This window comes from Streptomyces sp. NBC_01410 (assembly GCF_045040195.1).
In the GTDB taxonomy this organism is placed as follows: Bacteria; Actinomycetota; Actinomycetes; order Streptomycetales; family Streptomycetaceae; genus Streptomyces.
This window is the reverse complement of the sequence record NZ_CP109530.1, coordinates 4197501-4222388: the sequence shown is the minus strand read 5'-3', so window position 1 is coordinate 4222388 and position 24888 is coordinate 4197501. Positions and strand designations below refer to the sequence as shown.

Sequence of the window (24888 nt, the reverse complement as noted above, 5' to 3'; positions counted from 1 at the left end):
GAGTGGTTCGAAAAGATTCTCCGCGCGGTGTCGAGAATCCGTCATCGGCTGCGACGTCCCCTGTGAGAGTTGCCCACAAGGGGCGGCGACGCATCCGAAGGAGCACGTCATGAAGTATCTGGTGATGATCCAGGGCACGCAGGACGACTACGAGGCGATGCGCGGTCAGGCGTCCGGCGCCAGCCCGGGCTGGAGCGAGAAGGAACTGCAGGCGATGTTCGCCTTCATGGGCGAGGTCAACAACGATCTCTCCGAGTCCGGTGAGCTCGTCGACGGCCAGGGGCTCGCCGAGCCCGCCAAGACCCGGTTCGTCAGCCTCGGCGAGGACGGGCGGCCCGTGATCACCGACGGGCCCTACAGCGAGACCAAGGAGCTGCTCGCCGGCTACTGGGTGCTCGACTGCGAGAGCCTGGAACGGGTCACCGAGATCGCCGCGCGGGTCGCGACCTGCCCGGTGCCCGAGGGGACGCCCGCCTACCCGGTGATCATCCGGCCGATCCTCGACGAGGGAGGCGATCTGTGAGACGTGGGTCCTGCATCGAGGACCTGCTGCGCCTGCACGCGCCGCAGGTCCTCGGTGCGCTGGTGCGGCGGTACGGGCACTTCGACCTGGCCGAGGACTCCGTACAGGAGGCGCTGCTCGCGGCCGCGCAGCAGTGGCCCGAGTCGGGGCTCCCCGACAATCCGCGCGGGTGGCTGATCAAGGTCGCCTCCCGCCGTCTCACGGAAGCGCTGCGCAGCGAGGAGGCCCGGCGCAGGCGCGAGGAGACCGTCGCCGCGCTCACCCCCAGGGACGCGTTCACCGCGCCCGCGCCCGGGGAGAGCCGCGCGCCATCCGACGACGACACGCTCACGCTGCTCTTCCTGTGCTGCCACCCCGCACTGACCCCGGCCGCCCAGATCGCGCTCACCCTGCGCGCGGTCGGCGGTCTGACGACGGCCGAGATCGCCCGCGCCCATCTGGTGCCCGAGGCGACGATGGCGCAGCGCATCAGCAGGGCCAAACAGAAGATCAAGGGCGTGGCGTTTCGGCAGCCGGGGCCCGAGGACCGCGATCAGCGGCTCGCCGCCGTGCTGCAGGTGCTCTACCTGATCTTCAACGAGGGCTATACGGCGACCTCCGGCAGGGATCTGCACCGCGCCGACCTCGCCGGTGAGGCGATCCGGCTGACCCGGGCCGTGCGCAGACTCCTGCCCAGCGACGGGGCGGTGACCGGGCTGCTCGCCCTGATGCTGCTCACCGACGCCCGCAGCGCCGCCCGCACCGGACCGCACGGCGAGCTCGTCCCGCTCGACGAGCAGGACCGGGGCCTGTGGGACGCGAAGGCGATCGCCGAGGGGACCGCGCTGGTGGAGGAGGCCCTGTCGGAGGGACCGGCGGGGGCGTACCAGCTGCAGGCGGCGATCGCGGCCCTGCACGACGAGGCGGCGCGTGCGCAGGACACCGACTGGCCGCAGATTCTCGCGCTGTACGACCTGCTCGTACGCCGTGCTCCCGAGCCGATGGCCGAGCTGGGCCGTGCGGTGGCCGTCGCCATGGTGCACGGTCCCGAGGCAGGGCTCGCCGAAGTGGCCGAACTGGAGGACCGGTTGGCGGGGCATCACCGGCTGGACGCCGTACGGGCGCATCTGCTGGAGAAGGCGGGGGATGCCGAAGGAGCCAGGGCCGCCTACCAGTTGGCGGCCCGGCGCACGCTCAGCGTCCCGGAGACGCGCTATCTCCAGATGCGGGCGGCCCGGCTGCTGCCCCCGAAGTAGCTTCCCCGTGTCTCTGGACAACCCGCAGGTCAGAGGCGGATTTCCGGCTTCCGTTCGCTGTTGCAGAGTGGTGACAGTACGGGGATTGCCCGGCTGATCTTGAGCGGTGAGGATGAGCACATCGCCGTTAGCCGGGACCGAACAGGGCAGGACGGAAGGCGAGTTCTGATGCGGCTCGCCACGCGAGCTCTCTCATCCCGTACCACCGCCTGCCGCGGCGCGCTCTGTCGCGTTGCTCTCTCGGCCGACTGCTGCCCATCCAGCGGCAGTCAGGCCCCTAGTCGATTCCTTGGGGGGAGTCCACCATGTCCGCTCGCTTCGTCTCCGCCGCCGCGCTCACTGTCGCCGCCGCCGTCGGCACCGCGCTTGTCCCGCTCAGCGCCCACGCCGCCCCGGTGGCCCCCCAGAAGCCCCTCACCATCGAGCTGGGCACTCCGGCGCCGGCCGGGCCGCTGACCCGGGGCGTGGCGAGCGAGACGTTCACGTTCACCGTGAAGAACTCCGCGGACAAGCCGGTGGACTTCCAGCCGTGGCTGATCGGGGACACGGACGGCGCGAGCCCCATCGCGGCCTCGCACGTCGTCTTCGACGTGCAGCCGGTCAACGCCCCGGCGACCGACGAGTTCGTCAGCCAGGAGGGCACGGGCGCGCAGGGCGTGTTCTACCCGGCCGCGAAGGGCAAGAGCGCCTCCTTCTCGGTGCCCGCCAAGGGGGAGCTGAGCTGGAAGGTCTCCGTCGGCCTCGGCAAGAACTACCCCTCCAACAACGGCAATCTGAAGTTCCTGGCAGACGACCTCGCCGAGAACACCAAGCGCGAACAGGACGACACCCTGGTCTTCGAGGCCAGCCCAAAGATCAACACGGGGCCCGCCTCGATGATGCTCGAGACCGACGAGAACGCTCCCATCAAGCCCGGCACAGCGGGCACCGTCGACATCGTCCACCAGCTCAAGGGCGGGGTGACGTTCGACTCCGACCTGAGGACCATCCTGGAGGTCGCCGAGGAGCCCGGCTCCACGGTGAAGATCCCCGAGCTGGTGATCGAGGAACTGGGCGAGGACGGCAAGTACACCAAGGTCAAGAAGTTCAAGGGCGAGGAGAAGTGGCAGCCGGCGGACGTCAGCAAGAGCCACATCTACAAGCGCACCAGGCTTCGCGTGAGTGTCATCGACTTCAAGGGCATCCAGAAGCCGGTCAAGCTCACGCTGCGCGCGACGACCGGGCTGACCGAGGGCAACACCCATCCGTTCCTGGGGGCCGAGGGCAGGATCACCGTCGCCCCCGAGCGCGGCACCACCTCGCCGAGCGCGACGCCCTCGGCGACGCCGTCCGCCACGCCCTCCGCGACCGCTTCCGCCACGCCCTCTGTGACCCCGTCCTCCTCGGCCACGGCGGTGGCCGGCGATAACACCCCCGTCACCACCACCGGAGCCCTCGCCAACACCGGATCCTCCGGCTCCACCCGGTACGCGGCCATTGCCGCTGCCGTCCTGATCGCGGCCGGCGGAGCCCTCACGGCACTGCGTCTGCGGCGCCGCTGAACAAAATGGATTTGATCTTGCTCCGGATGGCGTAAGGTGGTGTTCACCGACGCGGGGTGGAGCAGCTCGGTAGCTCGCTGGGCTCATAACCCAGAGGTCGCAGGTTCAAATCCTGTCCCCGCTACTGACGACAGTGGCCCGGCACTCGACAGAGTGCCGGGCCACTGTCGTGTACCGGCTCCGAGCATCGCTCGGTTGGCCGACGGCGACTCGCCGCCCGGCGCGGCTACGGCCAGCCTGGGAAGGGCGCGGTACCGTCCGCAGCCGTGTGGGACCGGGCAGGAGAGCACCCGTGGCCGAGCCAGAGCAGGGCGGAGCGGACATCTCCCGCGGATTCGTCCGCCTGCTGCCCGCCCTGATGATCGTCGGCGGCGCGATCTTCGACCTCGCGACGCCGCCCCGGTTCACCGCGGTCCCGCTGTTCGCGGCCGCGCCGCTGATCGCGGCCCCCATCTTCACCTGGGTCGGCACCCTGCTGGTCGGTATCGCGGCGATCCTCGGCGTGACCGGGCTGCACTTCTACAACCACACCCTCTCGCAGATCACGGCGTTCACCGAGCTGACCACTGTGATCACCGTCGCGGGCCTCGCGCTGCTGATCAACCGGGTCGTACGGCTCGGCAGCCAGCGCCTCGCATCGGCCCGGGTGATCGCCGAGACCGCGCAGCGCGCCGTGCTGCCGACCCCTCCGGAGCGGATCGGGGGGCTGCACGTCGCCGCGCGGTACGAGGCGGCGCAGGCGGACGCGTTCATCGGCGGCGACCTCTTCGCCGTACAGGACACGCCCTTCGGGGTGCGGCTGGTCGTCGGGGACGTACGGGGCAAGGGCATGCAGGCGGTCGAGGCGGTGGCCGTGGTCATCGGGGCGTTCCGGGAGGCCGCCGAGCAGGAGAGCTCGCTGGAAGGGGTCGCCGCGCGGCTGGAGCGGGCGCTGGTGCGCGAGGGCGCGCGGCACAACCTGGACGCGGTCGAGGGGTTCACCACCGCCGTACTGGCCGAGATCCCGCGCGGTGATCGTGTCGTACGGATCGTGAACCGGGGCCATCCGGAGCCGCTCCTGCTGTACGCGGACGGGAACGTGAACATCCTGGAGCCGACCGAGGCCGCGCTGCCGCTCGGTATGGGCCTCGGGATCTGGCCGGACCGCTCGGACGCGCACCGGCTGCCCCCCGGGGCCACGCTGCTTCTCTATACGGACGGGCTGTCCGAGGCGCGCGACAGGAGCGGCGTCTTCTACGACCCGGGCCGGCGGCTGGCGGGGCGGCTGTTCCCCGGGCCCGAGGAGCTGCTGGACGCCTTGGTGGACGACGTACGACGCCATACGGGTGGCGGCTCGACGGACGACATGGCGCTGCTTGCGGTCAGCCGCCCCGCGGAGGGGCAGCAGGAGCGCCGCAGGACCGTGCCCGTGATCGGCGCGGGCGGGCGGGACGGCGGGGATCAGGGCGGCGAGTGAAGGCTCTGGCGGCCCGGCGTCGTGAAGCCGGACGGGGTTGGGAACGGTACGTAATCGAGAGGCACCCCTCCGCATAACATTTGATGCACCGTCAGGTGACGGGACATGGCGGATGGTGCATGAGGGGCGATCAACTCACCCCACTCCGGGCGCTTGTGTCCGGTTAAGTCCCGGCGATGTTGTTAATGATCAGTCGGAACAGCTTGGAATCGGGCCCCGGTGTCTATTAACGTTCGATAACGCAGCGCGGTCGTCCCAGTCGTCGCAAGAGGCGGCACCGTGCGCACGCGCCGAATTCCGCAAGGGAACCGGGGAACCACCAATTGGGGTGAATCGGGCATCTTTTGCCGCTCTTGTCCGCGGCGGAAGCGCCCGTAGGAGACCTTCCTGCTCCGAACCCGTCAGCTAACCCGGTAGGCGAGAAGGAAGGAAAGGAGCACGCCTCAGTGGCGTCCAACAAACCTGCCCCGACAGCACCCTTCGAAACTGACTTCTTCGGCGACGAGGTGGCAGAGCGGGCATGGGAGGAGTGGAACCCCACCGAGGACTCCGTCCGTCCGGTGCGCGGCCGGCACCGTGTGATGAAGCAGCGCGGCGGACTCGCCCGCAGCTCCACGGTGCTCGGGGTCGGTGTGATCGCCGCGGTCGGCGCGGGCGGCATGGCCACCGCGCAGAGCAAGCCGCCGGTCTCCATATCGCTCCCCGACTCGATCTCGGACAACCTGCCCGACGCCAAGTCCCTTCCCGGCGTCGGCTCGTTCATGTCCGACGAGTCCTCGGACGCCGACGCCGGGAACACCGCTCCGCTCACTTCGGCGACGCTCGCCGCTGACACCGGCACCGGCTCCAGGGCCGAGGCGCAGGGCTCCGCCGGTGAGGCGCTGCGCGCCCGCATCCTCCAGCAGGCCGATCAGCAGCGGGCCGAGGCGGACGCCGAGGCCAAGGCGGCCGCGGAGAAGCTCGCGGCCGAGAAGGCAGCGGCCGAGGCGAAGGCCCAGCAGACCGCGGCGGAGGCCGAGGCCGAGGCGGCGAAGCTCGCCGCCGAGAAGGCCGCGGCGGAGAAGGCGGAGGCCGAGCGCCTCGCCAAGCTCGCCGCGAGCTACGCGCTGCCGACCTCCTCGTACACGATCACCTCCACCTTCGGCGAGGCCGGATCGATGTGGTCTTCGGGCTACCACACCGGCCTGGACTTCGCGGCCCCGACGGGCACGCCCCTCAAGGCCGTGCACAGCGGCACCGTCAAGTCGGCGGGCTGGTCCGGGTCTTACGGCTACCGCACGGTGCTGGAGCTCGAGGACGGCACGGAGATCTGGTACGCCCACCAGTCCTCGATCTCGGTCAGCGTCGGCCAGAAGGTGTCGACCGGCGAGACGATCGGGCGCGTGGGCGCGACCGGCAATGTGACCGGCGCGCATCTGCACCTCGAGGTCCACACGGCGGGCGGGACCGGGATCGACCCGATGGCCTGGCTGCGGGACAAGGGCCTGACCGTCTGATTTCTCCGTGCGCCCCCTCGCGCCGCCGCTCGGCGCGAGGGGGCGTTCTGCGGATGCCCCCATGTGCGCGGTGCTCCGCACTCCCCTGAACGCCGGCAGTTCTGGCGCTCACCCCCCGACGCCAGGGCTGCCGGTCTCTCCTGCCCCGGTCGCGTACTGCACGCAGGCGGAGCAGGCCGTACCGGCCTAGGAGCGGTACGGGTTGTAGCCGCCGTAGTCGCGGTGCGGGGGCGGGGTCCATACCCGGCCCGTCGCCCGCGCGGCGTAGCTCAGCGCGGGAGACGCGACTTCCTTGCGCTGCCACAGGTGGTGCAGCAGTTCCTGCTCGCGCTCCATGAAGTCCGGGCCCGCCGTGCCGCGCTGAGCCCGGTGGCGCAGAAACGCCAAGGTCGTCGCGAACCGCTCGTACTCCGAGACGGCGTGGGCCGCGGCCGGTCCGTGCGTACGGCGGGCGATGTCGCGGGCCATCGTGCGCGCCCGCATCGAGGAGAGCGCGCGCGGCTCGTCGGCCGTCAGCCAGCCGGCCGCCGCGTATGCGGGCAGTTCGGTGGATATCGTGCGCAGTTCGCGCTGCCGGGTCCAGATCGTGAGCCAGGTCAGCAGCCCGAAGACCGGGACCATGAAAGCCCCGTACACGGCATAGAAGCCGAACGGGCCGAAGAGCGACGCCGAGCCGTTCCACAGCGCGTGCATGCCCATCGCGAGGGCGAGGCCCAGCAGCGGCAGCGCGATCCGCCGGAACCGCTGGCGCCGTGCGGCGAGCGCCGCGATCCCGAAGCCGATGCCTGTGAGCACGGTGAAGAGCGGATGCGCGAACGGCGACATGACGACACGTACGAAGAAGGTCGCCGCGGTCACCGATGCCAGGCCCGAGGTGCCAATCTCCTGGTCCTCACCGAAGGCGTTGCCCAGGTAGAGGATGTTCTCGGTGAAGGCGAAACCGGTCGCGGTGAAGCCCGCAACGACGACGCCGTCGACGATCCCGGTGAAGTCCCGTCTGCGGAAGGTGAAGATCAGCAAGATCGCCGCGGCCTTCGCGCTCTCCTCGACGACCGGGGCTATGACGGTCGCGCCGAGCGTGTCCGCGCTCGCCGGGTCGGCGGTCGCGGTGGCTATCCAGCGGGTCGCGAAGGTGTTCGCGATGATCGCGACGAGGGCGGCGGCGAAGGCGCCCCAGGCGAACGCGAACAGCAGATTCCGCCAGGGTCCCGGCTCGACCCGGTCCAGCCAGCGGAAGGCCGCGGCGAGAAGCGGGACGGGCAGGGTGGCGAGGCCCAGTCCGACCAGGAAGCCGTGGGTGCCGGTCTGTTCGCGTACGAGAGCCAGGATGACGAGCCCGGAGAGGGCGAGCAGGGTGATGACGACCCCGGCCCGAACCGCCTTGCTGCGCCAGAGCCGGGAGGCTCGCCGCGGTTTGTACCGCCAGCGGGCGCGCTCCGGCACGGCATCGAAGAGCGGCTGCTCGTCGAAGGCCGGGACCGCCGGATGCGGTGGGAGGTGCTGCGGAAACGACTCGGACACCTGATGACCCTAACGAGGCACACTGACACCTGGCGATGGTGCACGGCACACTACCGAGGGTTACGCCGACTCCAACACGCGGCGGAACAGCAGGTCGTGCACCTTGTGACCCTTGTCCAGGCCCTGCCCCTCGAACCGGGTGAGCGGCCGGAAGGCGGGGCGCGGGGCGAAGCCGCCGTGCTCCTGGGTGGTCTCGAATTCCGGATGCGCCGAGAGCACGTCGAGCATCTGCTCGGCGTACGGCTCCCAGTCGGTCGCGCAGTGCAGGATCGCGCCGGGCTTCATACGGGGCGCGGCGAGACTGAGGAACTCGGGCTGGATCAGCCGGCGCTTGTGGTGGCGCTTCTTGGGCCAGGGGTCGGGGAAGTAGACGCGCAGCCCGTCGAGCGAGCCGGGCGGAAGCATCTCGCGGAGCAGGATGATCGCGTCGCCGTTGGCCACACGGATGTTGGACAGTCCGTTCCGCTCCGCGAGACCGAGGAGATTGCCCTGCCCGGGCGTGTGCACGTCGACGGCGAGAATCCCGGTGCCGGGATCGGCGGCGGCCATCTGCGCGGTCGCCTCGCCCATCCCGAACCCGATCTCCAGGACGACCGGCAGCCCGCCGAACATCTCCTCGAGATCGAGGACGCGCTGCCCGTCGATGTCCATGCCCCACCGGGGCCAGAGCCGCTCCAGGGCATCCCCCTGCCCGACGGTCACCCGACTCCGCCGCGGCTGGAAGCTCCGGATCCGCCGCTCATGATGCGACCCGGCGGGATCGGCAGCGGGGCCCCCGGGGAACCGCGGCTCGCTCTTGGCGCGGAGAGGGGGACGGGACGGGGATGGGGCGGGGGTGGGGTTACGAAGCTCAGACACAGTGGCTCGATTCTAAGGGCCGTCGCGGCGCGGGTCTGGGGCGGTCCGGGGTGCGCCGGTGCCGTGTGGTGCGGGTTCCGGGTCCCCTCCGGGCTCGACTCCTCGGCGTCGGCGGCGATGAGGGGTTCGTAAGGGCACCCGGTGTTGGCCGCCAATCGCCTGCGGGGACGACCCTGCACGGCCCCTCCCCACCCGAACGGTTGCGGTGCGCGGGCCCGCCGGTCATTCAGCCCGTCCGGCGTTTGAGGACCGGGGTCCGGGGCGGAGCCCCGGTTGAGGGATGGGGGTACCTCCCACGGCCGCCAGGCCGTAGGGGGAGGGCGGGGTGGGGAAAAGGCCCCGCGCAGCGGCCCATCCGGCCCGCACCCTGCGGCAGGCCCGTGCCACGGCACCCCAAGACCTGCGGGCTTGCGGGTTACCGCGCCGCGCCCGCCACGCGCCCCGGCGTCAGAGCCGTCAGTGCCCGCCGTGCCACCTCCCGGCCGATGGGAAGCGACGCCGTCGCCGCAGGGGACGGCGCGTTCAGCACATGCACCGTCCGCGGCGCCTCGCGGATCAGGAAGTCGTCCGCCAGCGTCCCGTCCCGCAGCACCGCCTGCGCCCGTACCCCCGCCGCGGCCGGCCGCAGGTCCGTCTCCGTCACCGCCGGGAGCAGCCTGCGCACCGCCGTCGTGAAGGCACGCTTCGACAGGGACCTGTGCAGTTCCCCCGCCCCGTACCGCCAGTGCCGCCGCGCTATCCGCCAGGATCCCGGCCAGCTCAGCGTCTCGGCGAGTTCCCTCGGGCGGACCGCCGACCAGCTGTAGCCCTCGCGGGCCAGCGCCGGGACCGCGTTCGGGCCGACGTGGACTCCGCCGTCGATGCCGCGGGTCAGGTGGACGCCCAGGAAGGGGAAGGCCGGGTCGGGGACCGGATACACCAGGCCCCGCACCAGCGAGGGGTCCGTCAGCTCGTAGTACTCACCCCGGAAGGGGACGATCCGCATCCCGGGATCGTCGCCCGCCAGCCGCGCCACCCGGTCGCAGTGCAGCCCCGCGCAGTTCACCAGCACCCGCGCCCTGACCACCGCCCCCGACGCCGTGCGCACCGCGACCCCCCAGCTCCGGCGGTCGATCGCGGCCACCTCCTCGCCGTAGCGGACGTCCGCGCCGGACGCGGCCCCCAGCTGCGCCGCCACCGCCCCGAAGTCGCACACCCCGGTCGTCCCGACATGGATCGCCGCGAGCCCGCGCACCTCCGGCTCGTACTCCATGATCTGCGAGGGGCCCAGCTCCCGCACCGGAATGCCGTTCTCCCTGCCGCGCTGGACCAGTGCGTGCAGCCGCGGCAGCTCGTCCTTGCCGGTAGCCACGATCAGCTTCCCGGTGACCTTGTGCGCGATGCCGTACTCGGCGCAGAACTTCACCATCTCGGCCGCGCCCCGCACCGCGAACCGCGCTTTGAGCGACCCCGGCCGGTAGTAGATCCCGCTGTGGATCACTCCGCTGTTCCGCCCGGTCTGGTGGCGGGCCGGGCCCGTCTCCTTCTCCAGGACGATCACCCGGGTTCCGGGAGCCGCGCGCGTGAGGGCATGGGCCGTCGACAGGCCGACGATCCCGCCGCCGATCACCAGCACGTCACAGTCGAAGTCGTGCACCGAGCCCTGCCCGGACGCTGTCACCGCGTCACCTCCCACCCCGATAGTGCACTGGCCCACTGACAAGGCCGTTAAACCAGCTGAGCCGGGATGTCTGCGCCTATGCCGGAGCCATGTGTCCCTAGGGGGTGTCTTTCGGATCTTGCCGGGCTCGCGTGCCCTGGCACGCACATCTGCTGCGTTGTCGTCAGTCGCCGACGCTCCGCGTCGGCTCCCTCCTCCGCCTTGCAGCTGCACGCACCAGACCCCGCTCACTGATCCGGCCTGATCCAAAAGACACCCCCTACGCCGGGGCCACGAGCAGCGGCCGGGCCCGCTCCCGCAGCTCCACCACCCGCGGCTCGTCGCCGTACGGCTCCAGGCGGTGCAGCAGATCCCGTACGTATTCCGTGGTCCGCGCCGAGGAGATCCGCCCCGCGACCTCCACCGCGCGCGTGCCCGCCGCGCACGCCGCGTCCAGATTCCCCGACTCCAGTTCGGCTACGGCCGACACCACGAGCCGCAGCCCGTGCGAGCGCACGAATTCCTCCGTCGGCCGCGACAGCGCCTGCTCCGTGAAGCGCCGTACCTGCCGCGGCGCCTTCAGATCGCGGTAGCACTCGGCCGCGTCCGCAGCGAACCGGTCGTAGGAGTAGAAGCCCAGCCACGACGGGTCAGCGTCGCCCTCCCGTGAGCGCTCGAGCCAGCCCTCGGCCGCCTTCAGCGCCGCCCCCGCCGCCGGGGCGTCGGTCGCCTTGGCGTGCGCCCGCGCCTCCACCAGCCGGAAGAAGCTCATCGTGCGGGCCGTGGCCAGGCCGCGGTTGCGCTCAAGGGCCGCCTGGGCGAGGTCGACGCCCTCGTCCGCGAAGCCGCGGTAGGTCGCCTGCAGGGACATCGAAGCCAGTACGTACCCGCCCAAGGGCACGTCCGCCGCCGCCCGGGCCAGCCGCAGCGCCTGGATGTAGTACCGCTGCGCCGCCTCCTGCTGACCGGTGTCGAAGGCCATCCACCCGGCCAGCCGGGTCAGCTCCGCGGTCGCGCCGAACAGCGCGCGGCCCACTTCGTCCGAATACGACCCGAGCAGCAGCGGAGCCGCATCCACCCGCAGACACTCCGGCACCATGGATGAACGCCAGTCCCCGCCCCCGTACTTGGAGTCCCAGCGGCGCGCGTCCTCCGCCGCCTCCCGCAGCTTCGCGACGTCGCTGTGGCCCACGCGGGCGGGAGTGTCCTCCGTCGCGTCCAGGGATCGCTCGACCGAGGAGTCGGCGGGGGTTATCAGCCAGCGGGACGCGGGCGTGGCGTAAGCGCTCACTGCGAAAGAACCGGCCAGCGACTGCCAGATGCCCCCGCTGCCCGCCCGGCGGCCCGCAAGATCCAGACGGTAGAGCTCGGTGGCCGATTTCACCGCCTCGCCCACATCGCGCGGGAAGGCGAGCCCGACCTCGGGGGCCGGGTCGGCGTCCGCGAGGCCGATCTCGTGCAGCGGCACCGGCCGCCCGAGCTTGGCGCCGATCGCCGCGGCGATGAGATGGGGCGCGGCGCCCTGCGGCACCATGCCCTTCGACACCCATCTCGCCACGGACGTCTTGTCGTAACGAAGTGTCAGCCCGCGCTGCGCTCCGAGGTCGTTGACCCGCCGGGCAAGGCCGGCGTTGCTGATTCCCGCGAGGGCGAGAACGGTGCCGAGCTTTTCGTTCGGCCCGCGTTGCTCCCTGGACATGCGCCACCCCTCGACACACAGACGGCCGCCGCGTCGCTGTTGGCGCACGGCATTCGTGCTGCGTTCTCCCCGGTGAACAGGTCCTTGGTCCCGGCTGCAAAAGCGTCTGGCCGAGCCCCTGGGAATATGCGCCCCTGAGGAGAACAACAGTAAACACAGCGTAGTTCGCCGCATCCCGACCGTTAAGAGGCGGTGTTCCGTATGGCGAGATTGTTGTGCGTTGGAGCAGACCGTCCGTGAAGGGCGGTGCCGTGGCGTGCTCCTGGGCGTGCTCCGGGTGTGTGGCCGTGCGCCCGTCCGTGCGCTCTGGTCCCGCTGGTGGGGGAGCGCTTCCATGAGTCCTGCGTGGGTCGGCCCACTGCGTACTGGAACCAGTGGGCTGGGGGAATCCGCTGCCTTCAATCCCCGCGGGTGGCGGACCGGTCCGGGAGGCGTGTGCCGCCTCCCGGACTGTGTTCTGCGGGGGTTACGAACGGATGTACGCCCCGCAGATTGGCTGAATGCCGACTGTCCCCTGTATCCCTTTTGCGCCTTTGTGGGCGTTGGTCGCTCGCTCCGCAGTGCCCTGGACCGTCGTCAAATCGCCAATGCCAGGGGCGCGTTCACTTTTTGCGCACGCGACCCGGAGACCCTCTTGTGCGCCGCCTTCGTGGCAGCATGTTCCCGAACGGCGGCATGTTCCCGTGCGGCTGCATGCTTCTGAGGTGCTCCCGAGCGGCTATGGTCCCGGGTCTGAGTTCGTCCACAGCCTGTGGAGGCGCGATGCGGTGGTTGGTGGGCTGGAGCAGTATCGCCGCAAACTTCGGTACGGCCGGGGTCGTCGGGGGGTCCGACGAGGGCCGCACCGTTCACCCCGTCGGGTCCCAACTCCTGTGGGGAGACCCGGATCCGCTCTGGGCGGTCGGCGACTGGCGCCCCGACGAGCTACGTGTCGTCACCGTGGACGCCTTCACCAAACTGGCCGTCCTGGGCTGCTGCGCGGCCAGCGACGAGGAGCTGAAGGTCGGTCTGTTCGCGGCGCGCGGAGGCGCGTTGCGGCACCTGACCGCGTGGGCGGGCAGCTATACGGCCGTCGCGCAGGTCGGGCGGCGGATAACGGTCGCGGGCGATCTCGCCGGGGCGAGACCCGTCTTCTACACGCCATGGGCGAACGGCACCGCGTACGCGACCGCCGCGCTGCCGCTCGCCGACCTCATCGAAGCGCAGCTGGACATCGGGCACTTGGCGGCGCTGCTGGCCTGCCCGGAGACGCCGGAGGCGCTGCGCGACTCGACTCCGTACGTCGGTGTGAAGCGCATCCCTGCGGGGCACGCGCTGATCCTGCGCGAGGGCTCGCGCGAGATCACCGGATACGAGCCGGTGGCCTCGCTGGCCGTCGCCGGACCGCAGATGGAGGCAGAGCGTGCGGTCGAGGGGGTACGGGACGCGCTCGTCGACGCCGTACGAGCCAGGCTCACCGCGCCCCGGCACGCGCCCGAGACCCTGCCGCCGGACCCCGGGCCCGTCCCCGGAATGGGCCCGGCAGCCCGCCGCGCCGCCCGCGGGGGTCCGGCACCCGGCATCGGAGCCGATCTCTCCGGCGGCAGCGCGTCCGGCACACTCGCGCTGCTGGCGGCGGGGCTGCCCGGCGTGCCGGGAACGGTGCTCGGCCATGGCACCGGCGCGGGAGAGCGGCTGCTCGCTGTCACCTTCAACGACCTGGCGACGGGCGGTCGCGAGGTGGAACACGCGGCCGAACTGGAGCGGGCCCGGGCGATCGCCGCGAATCCGCGGCTGCACCACGTGGTGGTCGCGGCGGGTGAGGAGTCCCTGCCGTACGCGGATCTCGACGGGCCGCTGACCGACGAGCCCGCGCCGTCCCTCGTCGTGGCGGAACGGCACCGAAACCGGCTGGCGGCGGGCAGCGCCGACCACTTCACCGGGGCGGGCGCGCGGCAGGTCCTGGACGCGCATCCGGCGCGGCTCGCGGATCTGCTGCTCGACCGGCGCCGCCGCCATCTGATGCGGCCCGTCGCGGCGTTGGCACGGGCCGAAGGGCCCTCGCCCCAGTCCCTGTTCATCCCGCTGACCGTGTACCGGGCGGCGCGGCGGCTGGCGCGTACGCCCTACCGCACGGGCCTGGAGCTGGCGGCGGACCACCTGCTGGCCGCGAACCGTCTGCCCGGCCGTGCCCACGACGGCCCCCTGGGCGCGTCGCTCGCCGCACTGACCTGGTCCCGGCCGGGCCCCGCGGCGCGCTGGCTCACCGGTGAGGCGCTCGCTGAAGTATCGGTTCGCCTGACGGAGGCGGCGATGCGGCCGGTGTCGGTGCAACGGCCCGGCGAGGCCCGCGCGCGGGCGGCGCTGACCCGCCACGCGTCGGACCAGCGGATCCTCGAACAGGCCGCGGAAATCCGCAGCCAGCGCCTGCACGCCCCCTTTCTGGACAACCAGGTCGTACGGGCCTGCCGCGACCTCCCCGAATCCCTCCGGGTCCGGCCGGGCGCCCGCGCGGAAATCCTCCGCCGGGTCCTGGCGGGCGCGGGCATCCACGACCTGCCCCCGGGCTGGGGCGCGACGACCCACACCACCTCGACGACGGCGGCCCGCACCGGCCTGCGAGCCTCACTCCCGCACCTGATCGCCCTGTTCGACGCGCCGCTGCTGGCGGACGCGGGCTTGGTGGAGGCCCGCGTGATCCGCAAGGCGCTACGGGCGGCCTCCGAGGGCGAACCGGTCCCGCTGGACGGCCTGGCGGACCTGATCTCGACGGAACTGTGGCTACGGAGGCTGCTCTCGCGGCGCGGCACGTGCTGGACGGGCACGGCGGCGCCGAAACAGCGAGCGGTGGCGGGAGGCGTCCCCCCGAGGCGGACGCTGCAGGCGTAGCTGGGTGGGGGCGCGGGGTTGCCTGGTGCGGTGTCGGTGACGGTCCGGCGCGCCTGGGGTTGCCGGTGCCGCGGTGGTAGCGGGTTCGGGGTGCGGGCCGAGGGGTTGCCCGGTGCCGCGGGGCGGGCGCCTGGGTCCGCTCCGGGGTGGAGCCGGGACTGCATGATTTACGGCGCGTCTCAGCCGTACCGAGGTGCGCGGGCGTCCCCGCGCCACAAGTCACGCTCTACGTCCCAACTCCACCCGCTCCGCGGCCCCTTACCCGGCGGCGGCAATTGGTAGCCCGCGCCGCGAAGCAGGCGCACTGGGGGTGCGGGGGCGTCGGCCCCCACGTTCCCCCCTCCCCTCCGGGGACCCGGAGGCCCGCGCCGCGCAGCTGGCGCAGTGCGGGTGGCGGGCGTCAGGCCGCACGTTCCCCTTGTCCGCGACGGCCGTCGGTTCCCGCGTGCCGAGTTGGGCGCGCCGCGAAGCGGGCGCCAGGGGTCTGGGGCCCGCCCCAGTTTCGGGAAGGGGCGGGGTGGGGGAAAGGAACCCCGGACCGCAATGACCGTGCCGTCGCGCGCGACCCGGCCCCGGAACGACGCGGCCGGGTCCGTCAGCCGCAGCTGATCTGTGCCTGGGCCCAGTCGCCCAGCGCCGCCGAGTCGAGCGCCGTATGCGGCTCCACGACCAGCCGGATCTTCTTCAGCCCGGCGAGCGACACATGCACCGGCACCGCCGCCTGCCCGCGGCGGATCACCGGCGAGCGCCACAGCCGCCCTCCGTCGCCGTACACGGAGAAGCGCACCGCGCCCATGCCCAGCGTCAGATCGTCGACGCCGACGAACGCGTCGTAGGCGGTGCACCGGCGGTTGAGGTTGATCGTCACCGACGACGTGGCGTGCACGGTCACCCCATGTCCGTACCGCCTGCCGTCGATCGACATGCCCGAGCGCTGCCAGAGCCAACTGCTCCCACCGAGGCGCACCTCGGGCCGGGTGTGGTCGCCGAAGACGTCGTACTTGAGCCGGTTGACCTGGTAGACCCTCGGGGCCGGCGCGGGCGGCTGGGTCGGTGGTGTCGGCTGCGGCTTTGTCGGACCCGGGGCGGGCGGGGCCGACGGGAGGGGCGGCACCGGCCTGGGCGGTGTGTCCATCGGCGTCGTTCCGGGCCCGGGCGGCGGGGTGGGCGCCGGAGTCGGCCGCTGCGCGGGATTGTCCGGCGGTGGAGCCGGCTGCGCCGCGGGCGGCGCCGGAGGCTCGGGCTTCGGTGACGGCGCGGGTTTCTGCGGTACGACAGGCACCGAGACGCCCGGCTCGGCCCCGGCCTTCGGCGCGGGCTCGGGATCGTCGCCAGACATCCCCCACACCAGTCCGGCGGCCGCCGCGACGGCCAGCGCCGCGGCGATCCCGGCCTTTGCCGGGGCACCCAGTCCCTCCGACACCGCGGCACCACCGGCCGTGCCCCCGGAAGCACCCGACGTACTGCCTGTGGCCGTGGCGACCGCACCCGCCCCTGCCGCGCCCGCGGCTCCGCCGGCCACGATCCCGACGGCCTTGAGGGAGTACCCGGCGGCGAACCAGCCGATGACCGCGACCGGCAGCAGCGCCGGAATCCCGGCGTTGACATGCGCCAGCTCACCGGCGGCGAGACGGCACTTGGCGCACTCCTCCAGGTGCTTGCGCAGGCCGAGTTCGGCCCGCATCCGCAGGCCCCCGCGGGCATAAGCGCCCAGCCGGTCGGCGTACCGCGCGCAGTCACCGCCGGAGGTGAGCGCGGTGCTCACATGGGCTTGCAGGTAGGCCTGCTTGAGGCCCTCGCGGGCCCGGCTTGCCAGTACCGCGGTGGCGTTGGCGGTCAGCCCGAACAGCGGTGCGACCTCGCTCGGCGATTCCTCCTCGACGGTGGTGTGCCAGAGCACGGCCTGCCAGCGCTCGGGCAGGGAGCGGAAAGCCCGCATGGCCAGCGACTGCTCCGCCTCGTGCATCGCCCGGACGTCGGCACCCGGATCGAGGGTGCCGTCGCTCGCGGCGCCCGTGCTGCGGACGGCCTCCGCGGCGAACACCGCGAAGTCCTCGACCAGTTGTTCCCGCTTCGCTGTTTTCGTCCAGGCGGCCGCGACCCGCCTCACCGTGGTGAGCAGATACGCCCGTACGGCCTGTTCGGGTCCCGAGCCTCCCCGCACCGCCTGCAGCGTCCGCGCGAACACCTCGGCGGTCAGGTCGTCGGCGGTGTGCGCGTCCCGGCAGCAGGTACGCGCGTACCGGCGCACCGAGTCCGCGTGGCGACGGAACAGTTCCTCGTACGCACCGTCGTCGCCGTTGCGCATGCGCCGGATCAACGCGACGTCGGACGTGGGCAGTTCACGCGGCGCCGGAGGGGATTCGCGACCGGAGGCCTCGCGCTGTGGCGGCACGGCGTGCTCGTCCGCACCACCCGAAGCGTTGTCCCCCGAACCACTCGAACCGGTCCCGGACGGGCCGGCGGGACCGGCCACACCGGCGGGACCCGGCACACCGGCAGGACCCGAAGCTCCGGTCGCGCCGGACGACCCACCGGGCCCGCCCTGGCTCGGCACCTGTCGGGAGGGCAGTCCGGCTGCCTCCCCGCCGCCTGCGCCGCCGAGCGACTTGTCCCGACCCTCACCGCTCATCGCGGAAGCCCCCGTAAGCACCAGCAGACCCGAACACCGGGCAAGGGTGCCACAGAGCGGCCGCACATCGAGCCCTTGTGTACGACAACCACTCATCCGGGGCGACTTCCCGGAACCGGGCCCTATTCGTCACTCGTTCGGGAAGACTGAACCGGCCTTGCCCACCAGTCAGTTGGTGCCGCGGTTCGGGCAGGAGCGCGCTCAGGCGGAGCGGGGCCGCAGACCCTCCAGCAGGATGTCGAGGAGACGGGCCGAAGCCGCCGCCTGCTGTACCGCATCCGGCAGCGAGGGCGCGGCCGTGGCTATCACGAGCAGCACGTCCGCGACGGTCACATCGTCGCGCAGCTCACCCGCCCCGCGCGCCCGGTCGACCAGCTGCCCGACGACCTCCAGCAGTTCCTCCGCGCCCGTGTCGTCCAGCTCCTCCACCGGCACCGGACGCGGTCCGACGACCCGCAGTTCGGGCTGTGCGCCGACCCGCTGCTGCGGTACCCGCGCCTCGTCCCGTACGACAACCGGCGATTCCTCGGACTCCACGCCCACCCGCAGCACCTGCGGCGGCAGCAGCCGTCCCGCGCCCGAAGCCACCGACGTACGCAGGAAACGGGAGAGCGCCGACCAAGGCTCCTCCTCCTGCCCCAGAGCCGTGCGCGCCTGCTCGGTGAGCCGGGAGGTCTCCTCCTCGGCGATCCGGCGCACCAGTACGTCCTTGCTCGGGAAGCGGCGGTACACCGTCCCGACGCCGACCCTGGCGCGACGGGCCACGTCCTCCATCGGCGCGCCGTACCCCAGCTCGCCGAACACCTCGCGTGCAGCACGCAGTACATGCTCGAGATTGCGCTGCGCGTCCACGCGCAGCGGCGCGGAGCGGCCGCCCCCGCCCGATCCCGCCCGCCCGTTCCCGTCAGCCGCCGAACCCGGCGCGACAGCAGCCTGCCAATGCGAATCCTGAATGGTCATACATGTTCCCCCGGTCATGATGTCTCCCCCCGGAGACCTCCCCGCCTGTCCGCCGGGCGTGCCTAGTCCGGGCACCCCGACGAGGTACGAACATAGTTGAGCCAGGGTCAATTCAGAAGGGGGTAGTTCCGCACGGAGCGCCCCCCGATCGGAGCAAGGACCGGAACATTCCCTAATACGCCCCCTCGCGCCACCCCCCTCATATGCCCTGACCTGCGCACCTTCCCCGCCTTGCGGCTCCGCTCCCGCGCGCAGTGGCGCAAAGCCTCCGGTCACACAATTTGCCGGGGCTGTGGACAAACGCCCGAGGCCGTTGCGTCATGGGATGGTGAAGGCCTCTAACTCCCGGGGGACGACCCCCGGCCCCCCGCCGGGAACGCGCATTCTCGTCATCGGCGGCGGCTACGTCGGGATGTACACGGCACTGCGGCTCCAGCAGAAGCTGAAACACGAGCTGGCGCGGGGCGAGGTGGAGATCACCGTGATCACGCCCGATCCGTACATGACGTACCAGCCCTTTCTCCCGGAAGCGGCGGCCGGCTCCATCTCCCCCCGGCATGTCGTCGTCCCCCTGCGGCGGGTACTCGACAAGTGCAAGATCGTCATCGGTGAGGCCAAGGCCGTGGACCACGCCAAGCGCACCGCGACGGTCACCACCCTCGCGACCGCCGAAGAGCGCACCGGCGCCGTGGAGATCACGTACGACGAACTCGTCATCGCGCCCGGATCGATCTCCCGTGCCCTGCCCATCCCCGGTCTCGCCGACTTCGGCATCGGCTTCAAGACCGTCGAGGAAGCGATCGGACTGCGCAACCACGTCATCGAGCAGATGGACATCGCCTCCTCCACCCGCGATCCCGCGATCCGCGACGCCGCCCTCACCTTCGTCTTCGTCGGCGGGGGCTTCGCGGGCGTCGAGGCACTCGGCGAGCTGGAGGACATGGCCCGCTACACCGCGCGGTACTACCACAACGTCAAGGCCGACGACCTGAGGTGGATCCTCGTCGAGGCCAGCGACCGCATCCTCCCCGAGGTCGGCGAGGAGATGGGCAAGTACGCCATCCGCGAGCTGCGTTCGCGCAATATCGACGTACGCCTCGAAACACGCCTGGACTCCTGCGAGGACCGCGTAGCGGTCCTCAGCGACGGCAGCCGCTTCCCCACCCGCACCGTCGTGTGGACCGCGGGCGTCAAGCCGGCGCCGCTCCTCGCCGCCACCGATCTGCCCCTCAACGAACGCGGCCGCCTCCAGTGCACCGCCCAGCTCACTGTCGTCGGTGTCGAGCACGCCTGGGCGGCCGGCGACGCCGCGGCCGTCCCCGACGTCACTTCCGACGAGCCGGGCAAGGAGACCGCGCCCAACGCCCAGCACGCCGTGCGCCAGTCCAAGGTCCTCGCCGAGAACATCGTGGCCTCACTGCGCGGCGAACCCCTCAAGGAGTACGCCCACAAGTACGTCGGATCCGTCGCATCGCTCGGCCTCCACAGGGGCGTCGCGCATATCTACGGCCGTAAGCTCAAGGGCTATCCGGCCTGGCTGATGCACCGCACCTACCACCTCAGCCGTGTGCCCACCTTCAACCGCAAGGCCCGTGTGCTCGCCGAGTGGACCCTCGCCGGGCTCTTCAAGCGCGAGATCGTCTCCCTGGGCTCGCTGGAGCACCCGCGCGCGGAATTCGAACTCGCCGCGGGCGGCAGCGGCAGACGCCCGGGGCACGGCCCGGACACCCCGTCGAAACACGCGCCGCACAGCGGTCCCGACAGCGGCCCGCACAAGCGACCGGGCGAGGGTCCCGGCGGGAAGTAGACAACGAGGACTGTCAGTCCGGTCGGTCACACTGGACGTGTGACCATAGGTGGGCTCACACCTGCACAGAGTGACCCTTGGCGACAACCATTGAGGCTAGAAAGTCAGTGAACTTCACGCGTTGGAGCGCAAGGCTCCCCGGTACGCAGCGTCGCGCCGCAGCGCGGAGGACCGACCACGGACTCTCCCCCGCCCAGCGAGGGGAAGGCTCCGTGCCCGCGGCCCGCGGCGAGTTTGAACAGCAGCCGGAGCCCCTGCCCGACGTCCCCGCGCTCGACGACTTCTCCGTACGGGAGATCCTCGGCCCTCTGCCCGCCCTGGTCGCCCTCGTCCACGGCCCCGAGCACCGCGTCGCGTACGTCAACGACGCCTATGCCGCGGCCTTCGGCCCCCGCCGGACGGGTGCCCCGGCGGCCGACGCCTGCCCCGAACTCGACGAGCTCGGCCTGCTGCCGCTCATGGACCAGGTGTTGCGCAGCGGCAAGCCGCGCACGGTCAAGTCCCGCAAGGTGCGCGGCGGCGGCTCGTACACCGTCACCTGCCTGCCCGCCGAGAGCCCCAAGGAAGGCGGCGGCGTCCTCGTCTTCGCCGCCGACGTGACCGACCACGCGGAGGCCGCCGAGCGGCTGCGCGCCAGCGAGCGCCGCCACCGCGAGACGGCCGTGACCCTCCAGCGATCTCTGCTCCCGCAGGAGTTGGAGCAGCCCGACGATCTGCGTATCGCCGCCACATACCAGCCGGGCGGCACGGACGCCGCGGTCGGCGGCGACTGGTACGACGTCATCACGCTCGGCGCCGGACGTACCGCGCTCGTCATCGGCGATGTCATGGGCCGCGGTGTGCGCGCGGCCGCCGTCATGGGCCAGCTCCGCACCGCCGTGCGGGCCTATGCCCGCCTCGACCTGCCGCCGCACGAAGTGCTCCAGCTGCTCGACGGCCTGGCCTCCGAGATCGACGCCAGCCAGATCGCCACCTGCGTCTACGCCGTCCACGACCCGAACGAAGGCCGGCTGGTCTACGCATCGGCCGGCCACCTCCCGATCCTCGTGCGGGACGAGGACGGCTCGGTCCGCCGCGCCGAGGAGCCGACCGGCCCCCCGCTCGGCACAGGCGGCTGGCTCCACACCTCGGGCACCATCGCCCTGCCGCCCGGCTCCAGCGCCGTTCTCTACACGGACGGTCTGATCGAGCGGCGCGGCGAGGACATCGACGAGGGCGTGGCGGCGCTGGAGCGCGCGCTGTCCGGGGCGACCGGCGCCCCCCAGGTGGTCTGCGACCGGCTGATCCGCTCCCTGGGAGTGACCGCGGAACACGACGACGACGTGGCCGTACTGGTCGTCCAGCACCCCACGCGTACGGGCGCGTCGGCCGAGCTGTTCCACAACGCCGCCCTCGAACTGCTCGGCGGCGTCGAAGCGGCACCACGCGCGCGTGCCTTCGCTTCCGGAGTCCTGGCTTCCTGGCGCTTCTCGCCCGAGCTGCACGACCTGGGCGTGCTGGCCGCCAGCGAACTGGTCGCCAACTCCCTCCAGCACGGCACCCCGCCCATGCGCCTCAGACTCCGCCGCACCGACCGCCGCCTGATCATCGAGGTGACGGACGGCGACGATCACCTCCCGCGCCGCCGCCGCGCGGAAACGGAGGACGAGGCGGGCCGCGGGATTTCCATCGTCGCGACGATCGCCTCGTCCTGGGGGAGCCGCCGCACTCCGGGCGGCGGTAAAGCGGTGTGGTGCGAGTTCGCCCTGCCTGCTTAGGCGGCGGCTTCGAGCTGCGCGGAAGGCTTGTGCTGGGCCACGACCCGCGACCTCGACACGAGAGACGGCTTGTCCTGTACGGGGGTCAGCTGCCTGCCCAGCCGCAGCGCCAGCACGCTGATACCGAGTGAGAACAGCACGAAGGTCACGATGTACGGACCGTGCAGCGCGGCTCCCATCGGCCCGCCGACGGCCGGACCGACCGCCAGCGCGAGCTGCTTGACCAGGGCGAATGCGGAGTTGTACTGCCCGACCATCGACTCCGGTGCCAGGTCGGCGACCAGCGGCGCGACGGTCGGCGACAGCATCGCCTCACCGAGCCCGAACATGCCGTACGCCGAGATGAACGCGGCCGTCGCCATCGCCTGGCTGCCGTGCCCGAGCCCCGCGTACCCCGCGGTGATCCACGCGACGGCCCAGATAAGCCCGACGACCGCGATCACCCGGGTACGGCTGCGGCGCTCGACGAACTTCAGCACCACGAACTGCGCGACCACGATCACCGCGGTATTGGCGGCCAGTGCCGTCCCCAGCGTCGAGGGCTGGATCCCGGCTGCCTCGGTGCCGTACGCGGCAAGACCAGACTCGAACTGTCCGTAGCAGGCGAAGAAGAGGACGAACCCGAGCACGCACAGCTGCACCATGGCCCGGTTCCCGAAGACCGCGCGCATCCCGCCCCTGGCCTTGGCCTCGGTGTTCGCGGGCCGAACCTCCTGGAGCGCGAGCGAGCGCGGCAGCCGCACGGTGAGCACGATCCCCGCCAGCACCAGGAACATCACGGCCTCGATGCCGAACAGCAGCGTGAAGCTGCCCGGGCGGCTCTCGTCGACGATGTGCCCGCCGATCAGCCCGCCGATGCCGAGCCCCAGGTTCTGCAGAAAGAACTGCATGGCGAAGGCACGCGTGCGGGTGGAGGCGTCCGAGCACCAGACGATCATCGTGGCGAGGGCGGGCTGCATCACGGCGGTACCTGCCCCGAGCAGCGCGGCGGACAGGACGACGGTCGGCACGTTCGCCGACAGCCCCATGGACGCCGCCCCCACGGAGGCGAGCACCGCGGCCCCGATCAGCACGGGCAGCGGCCCACGCCGGTCGATGACACGCCCGGTGAAGGGCAGGGCGACGAGCGCGGCCATCGCAAAGACCGCGAGGACGACCCCCGCCGTCGTCGCGCCCAGATCCCGCACCTGCGCCACATAGACGTAGAGATACGGAACGGTGAAGCCGAGTCCGAACGCGCTCAGCGCGTTCCCCGTCTGAATCCGGCGCATCGCAGCGCCCATCGCCCTGGTCACACTCACCTGCCTCGAGGTCTTGATCGTGCTGGTCATCTTGGAGCTGAAGGGCTGAAGCCTGAAGACTTCAACACTAAAGTTAGACCCTGAACAATACACATCGAAGGACTTCAAGGCCAACTCGGCCGTGCGATACTTCAGCCCATGCCAACCGAGACCCCAGAGGGCCCCGGCCCCGAGGCGCCCGGCCCCGCCCTCCAGGAGCCGAGCCTCGACGAACAGATCGCGGCCTACCAGCGCGAGTTCGGTGACCTGGACCCGCAGGTCGAGAAGGTCGTCTCGGCCCTGGGCCGCCTCAACCGCCGGATGAACGTCGCGTACGGCCGCCAGGTCGCCGACCTCGGCATCAGCAGCGCCGAGTGGGAAGTCCTCAAGACCCTCGTGCTCGCGGGCTCCCCCTACCGGATGGGCCCGGGCGAGCTCGCCAAGCGGCTGGGCCTCACGCCGGCCGCGATGACCCACCGCATCGACCGCATGGCGGGCGAGGGCCTGGTCACGCGCGACCGCGACGAGAACAACCGGGTGCGCGTCATCGTGGAGCTCACGGACGAGGGCCGTACGAAGTGGCAGCAGGCGATGCGCATGGCCACCGACTTCGAGGAGGACCTGCTCCGGGACCTCTCGGCGGAGGAGCGGGGCGTGCTCGGCGAGCTCCTGATCCGCGTCCTGCGCCGCGTGGAACACGCCCAGCCGGATGCCGGCGGGAGACTCACCGACCTGGACTAGAACGCTGGTCGGCGCCCTGAGGGCTGGAGTTGACACACCCTTCACCAGTCCGTAAAGTTCTTCGAGTTGTCACGGGGCCGGAACGGTTCTGCGACAGCCACTCCCGCCGCGAAAGCGGCAACCCAACTCAGCACGATCTCCCAGCCGGGATGAATTTCGGCATGCCGAAATTCATTTCGAAGACTCGATTATGAGTCGCCTGGGGAATCCGCTAGGGTTTGGGCGTCGGAACGGCTGAACGGCCGGAATGACAACCCGAGTTCGACCGGGAATCAGGCCCGAAAGGATCTGATAGAGTCGGAATCGCCGGAAAGCCGGAAGGCCGGAAAGCGAGCCCCGCTCCGACGGGGAATCGGACACGAAAGCGTCTGATAGAGTCGGAAACGCAAGACCGAAGGGAAGCGCCCGGAGGAAAGCCCGCGAGGGTGAGTACGAAGGAAGCGTCCGTTCCTTGAGAACTCAACAGCGTGCCAAAAGTCAACGCCAGATTGACAACCCCGGCCCATTTCGGTGGGTTGAGGTTCCTTTGAAAGTCCTGTCGGCCCTTTGTGGCGGGCAGGCAATGACACAGCGAGGACGCTGTGGATGACTGGTCTTATTCCGACCGGTTGTCCCGCTCTTGTGGTGTTCGACCCGATTACGGGTAAACATTCATGGAGAGTTTGATCCTGGCTCAGGACGAACGCTGGCGGCGTGCTTAACACATGCAAGTCGAACGATGAAGCCCTTCGGGGTGGATTAGTGGCGAACGGGTGAGTAACACGTGGGCAATCTGCCCTTCACTCTGGGACAAGCCCTGGAAACGGGGTCTAATACCGGATACCACCCTCCGAGGCATCTTGGGGGTTGAAAGCTCCGGCGGTGAAGGATGAGCC

16 protein-coding genes, 1 tRNA gene, 1 rRNA gene and 1 riboswitch (1 of these 19 cut by a window edge) are annotated in these 24888 nt (G+C 71.3%); of the genes, 11 read left to right on the top strand and 7 right to left on the bottom strand.

The window, feature by feature from the left end; all coding sequences use genetic code 11:
* Positions 1 to 109 precede the first annotated feature (109 nt).
* The 6 genes from OG741_RS19260 to OG741_RS19235 all read left to right on the top strand — a co-directional run bounded on the left by OG741_RS19260 (position 110) and on the right by OG741_RS19235 (position 6251).
* Complete coding sequence (locus tag OG741_RS19260; protein WP_266480965.1) at positions 110 to 523, top strand: YciI family protein; 414 nt, start codon at positions 110 to 112, stop codon at positions 521 to 523.
* The gene (locus OG741_RS19255) at positions 520 to 1758 is read left to right on the top strand and encodes an RNA polymerase sigma factor (RefSeq protein ID WP_405599518.1); all 1239 of its coding nucleotides are present in this window, start codon (positions 520 to 522) and stop codon (positions 1756 to 1758) included. Before OG741_RS19260 ends, OG741_RS19255 begins: the two co-directional genes overlap by 4 nt.
* Before the next feature lie 305 nt (positions 1759 to 2063).
* Positions 2064 to 3299 carry a hypothetical protein gene (locus OG741_RS19250; protein WP_405599516.1) on the top strand — a complete coding sequence of 412 codons (1236 nt, stop codon included), beginning with the start codon at positions 2064 to 2066 and terminating at the stop codon, positions 3297 to 3299.
* A gap of 50 nt (positions 3300 to 3349) precedes the next feature.
* Positions 3350 to 3423, top strand: a tRNA-Met gene (locus tag OG741_RS19245).
* Between the two features lie 168 nt (positions 3424 to 3591).
* Complete coding sequence (locus tag OG741_RS19240) at positions 3592 to 4755, top strand: PP2C family protein-serine/threonine phosphatase (protein ID WP_405599513.1); 1164 nt, start codon at positions 3592 to 3594, stop codon at positions 4753 to 4755.
* 278 nt (positions 4756 to 5033) lie between these two features.
* Positions 5034 to 5190, top strand: a riboswitch (cyclic di-AMP (ydaO/yuaA leader).
* 11 nt (positions 5191 to 5201) lie between these two features.
* Positions 5202 to 6251, top strand: a complete 1050-nt coding sequence (locus OG741_RS19235; protein WP_405599511.1) for a M23 family metallopeptidase — start codon at positions 5202 to 5204, stop codon at positions 6249 to 6251.
* Between the two features lie 186 nt (positions 6252 to 6437).
* On the opposite strand, the gene OG741_RS19230 is transcribed toward OG741_RS19235, so the two are convergent.
* From OG741_RS19230 to OG741_RS19215, 4 genes are all read right to left on the bottom strand, one after another.
* On the bottom strand, positions 6438 to 7772 hold the full coding sequence (locus tag OG741_RS19230; RefSeq protein ID WP_405599509.1) for a PrsW family intramembrane metalloprotease: 1335 nt from the start codon (positions 7770 to 7772) through the stop codon (positions 6438 to 6440).
* Positions 7773 to 7832: 60 nt separating this feature from the next.
* Positions 7833 to 8630: a tRNA (guanosine(46)-N7)-methyltransferase TrmB gene (gene trmB / locus OG741_RS19225; RefSeq protein ID WP_405599506.1), complete on the bottom strand. Its 798-nt coding sequence runs from the start codon at positions 8628 to 8630 to the stop codon at positions 7833 to 7835.
* A gap of 415 nt (positions 8631 to 9045) precedes the next feature.
* On the bottom strand, positions 9046 to 10290 hold the full coding sequence (gene lhgO, locus OG741_RS19220) for an L-2-hydroxyglutarate oxidase (protein WP_405599503.1): 1245 nt from the start codon (positions 10288 to 10290) through the stop codon (positions 9046 to 9048).
* A 259-nt stretch (positions 10291 to 10549) separates the two neighbouring features.
* The gene (locus tag OG741_RS19215; protein WP_266480984.1) at positions 10550 to 11968 is read right to left on the bottom strand and encodes an MFS transporter; all 1419 of its coding nucleotides are present in this window, start codon (positions 11966 to 11968) and stop codon (positions 10550 to 10552) included.
* Positions 11969 to 12730: 762 nt separating this feature from the next.
* Here OG741_RS19215 and OG741_RS19210 point away from each other — a divergent pair.
* Positions 12731 to 14836 carry an asparagine synthase-related protein gene (locus OG741_RS19210; RefSeq protein WP_405599500.1) on the top strand — a complete coding sequence of 702 codons (2106 nt, stop codon included), beginning with the start codon at positions 12731 to 12733 and terminating at the stop codon, positions 14834 to 14836.
* Positions 14837 to 15431: 595 nt separating this feature from the next.
* Here the strand turns inward: OG741_RS19210 and OG741_RS19205 are convergent.
* On the bottom strand, positions 15432 to 17468 hold the full coding sequence (locus tag OG741_RS19205) for a sigma-70 family RNA polymerase sigma factor (protein ID WP_405599497.1): 2037 nt from the start codon (positions 17466 to 17468) through the stop codon (positions 15432 to 15434).
* Between the two features lie 201 nt (positions 17469 to 17669).
* A complete protein-coding gene (locus tag OG741_RS19200; protein WP_405599494.1) occupies positions 17670 to 18428 on the bottom strand; it encodes a TetR/AcrR family transcriptional regulator in 759 nt (252 codons plus the stop codon).
* 325 nt (positions 18429 to 18753) lie between these two features.
* Here OG741_RS19200 and OG741_RS19195 point away from each other — a divergent pair, with 325 nt between their 5' ends.
* Complete coding sequence (locus OG741_RS19195; protein ID WP_405599493.1) at positions 18754 to 20235, top strand: NAD(P)/FAD-dependent oxidoreductase; 1482 nt, start codon at positions 18754 to 18756, stop codon at positions 20233 to 20235.
* A 107-nt stretch (positions 20236 to 20342) separates the two neighbouring features.
* The gene (locus OG741_RS19190; protein WP_405599490.1) at positions 20343 to 21992 is read left to right on the top strand and encodes a SpoIIE family protein phosphatase; all 1650 of its coding nucleotides are present in this window, start codon (positions 20343 to 20345) and stop codon (positions 21990 to 21992) included.
* Here OG741_RS19190 and OG741_RS19185 read toward each other — a convergent pair.
* A complete protein-coding gene (locus OG741_RS19185) occupies positions 21989 to 23275 on the bottom strand; it encodes an MFS transporter (protein ID WP_405605653.1) in 1287 nt (428 codons plus the stop codon). The two genes, OG741_RS19190 and OG741_RS19185, sit on opposite strands and share 4 nt — an antisense overlap.
* Positions 23276 to 23431: 156 nt before the next feature.
* Here OG741_RS19185 and OG741_RS19180 point away from each other — a divergent pair, with 156 nt between their 5' ends.
* Together OG741_RS19180 and OG741_RS19175 are read left to right on the top strand one after the other, a co-directional pair.
* Complete coding sequence (locus OG741_RS19180; RefSeq protein ID WP_405599488.1) at positions 23432 to 24013, top strand: MarR family winged helix-turn-helix transcriptional regulator; 582 nt, start codon at positions 23432 to 23434, stop codon at positions 24011 to 24013.
* A gap of 650 nt (positions 24014 to 24663) precedes the next feature.
* A 16S ribosomal RNA gene (locus tag OG741_RS19175) occupies positions 24664 to 24888 on the top strand; it runs 1300 nt beyond the window's last position.

Coding starts and splice junctions, on each gene's coding strand:
- OG741_RS19205 (WP_405599497.1), bottom strand. CDS start 17,468: ATGAGCGGTGAGGGTCGGGACAAGTCGCTCGGCGGCGCAGGCGGCGGG.
- OG741_RS19260 (WP_266480965.1), top strand. CDS start 110: ATGAAGTATCTGGTGATGATCCAGGGCACGCAGGACGACTACGAGGCG.
- OG741_RS19195 (WP_405599493.1), top strand. CDS start 18,754: ATGGTGAAGGCCTCTAACTCCCGGGGGACGACCCCCGGCCCCCCGCCG.
- OG741_RS19200 (WP_405599494.1), bottom strand. CDS start 18,428: ATGACCATTCAGGATTCGCATTGGCAGGCTGCTGTCGCGCCGGGTTCG.
- OG741_RS19215 (WP_266480984.1), bottom strand. CDS start 11,968: ATGTCCAGGGAGCAACGCGGGCCGAACGAAAAGCTCGGCACCGTTCTC.
- OG741_RS19210 (WP_405599500.1), top strand. CDS start 12,731: ATGCGGTGGTTGGTGGGCTGGAGCAGTATCGCCGCAAACTTCGGTACG.
- OG741_RS19180 (WP_405599488.1), top strand. CDS start 23,432: ATGCCAACCGAGACCCCAGAGGGCCCCGGCCCCGAGGCGCCCGGCCCC.
- OG741_RS19250 (WP_405599516.1), top strand. CDS start 2,064: ATGTCCGCTCGCTTCGTCTCCGCCGCCGCGCTCACTGTCGCCGCCGCC.
- OG741_RS19185 (WP_405605653.1), bottom strand. CDS start 23,275: ATGGGCGCTGCGATGCGCCGGATTCAGACGGGGAACGCGCTGAGCGCG.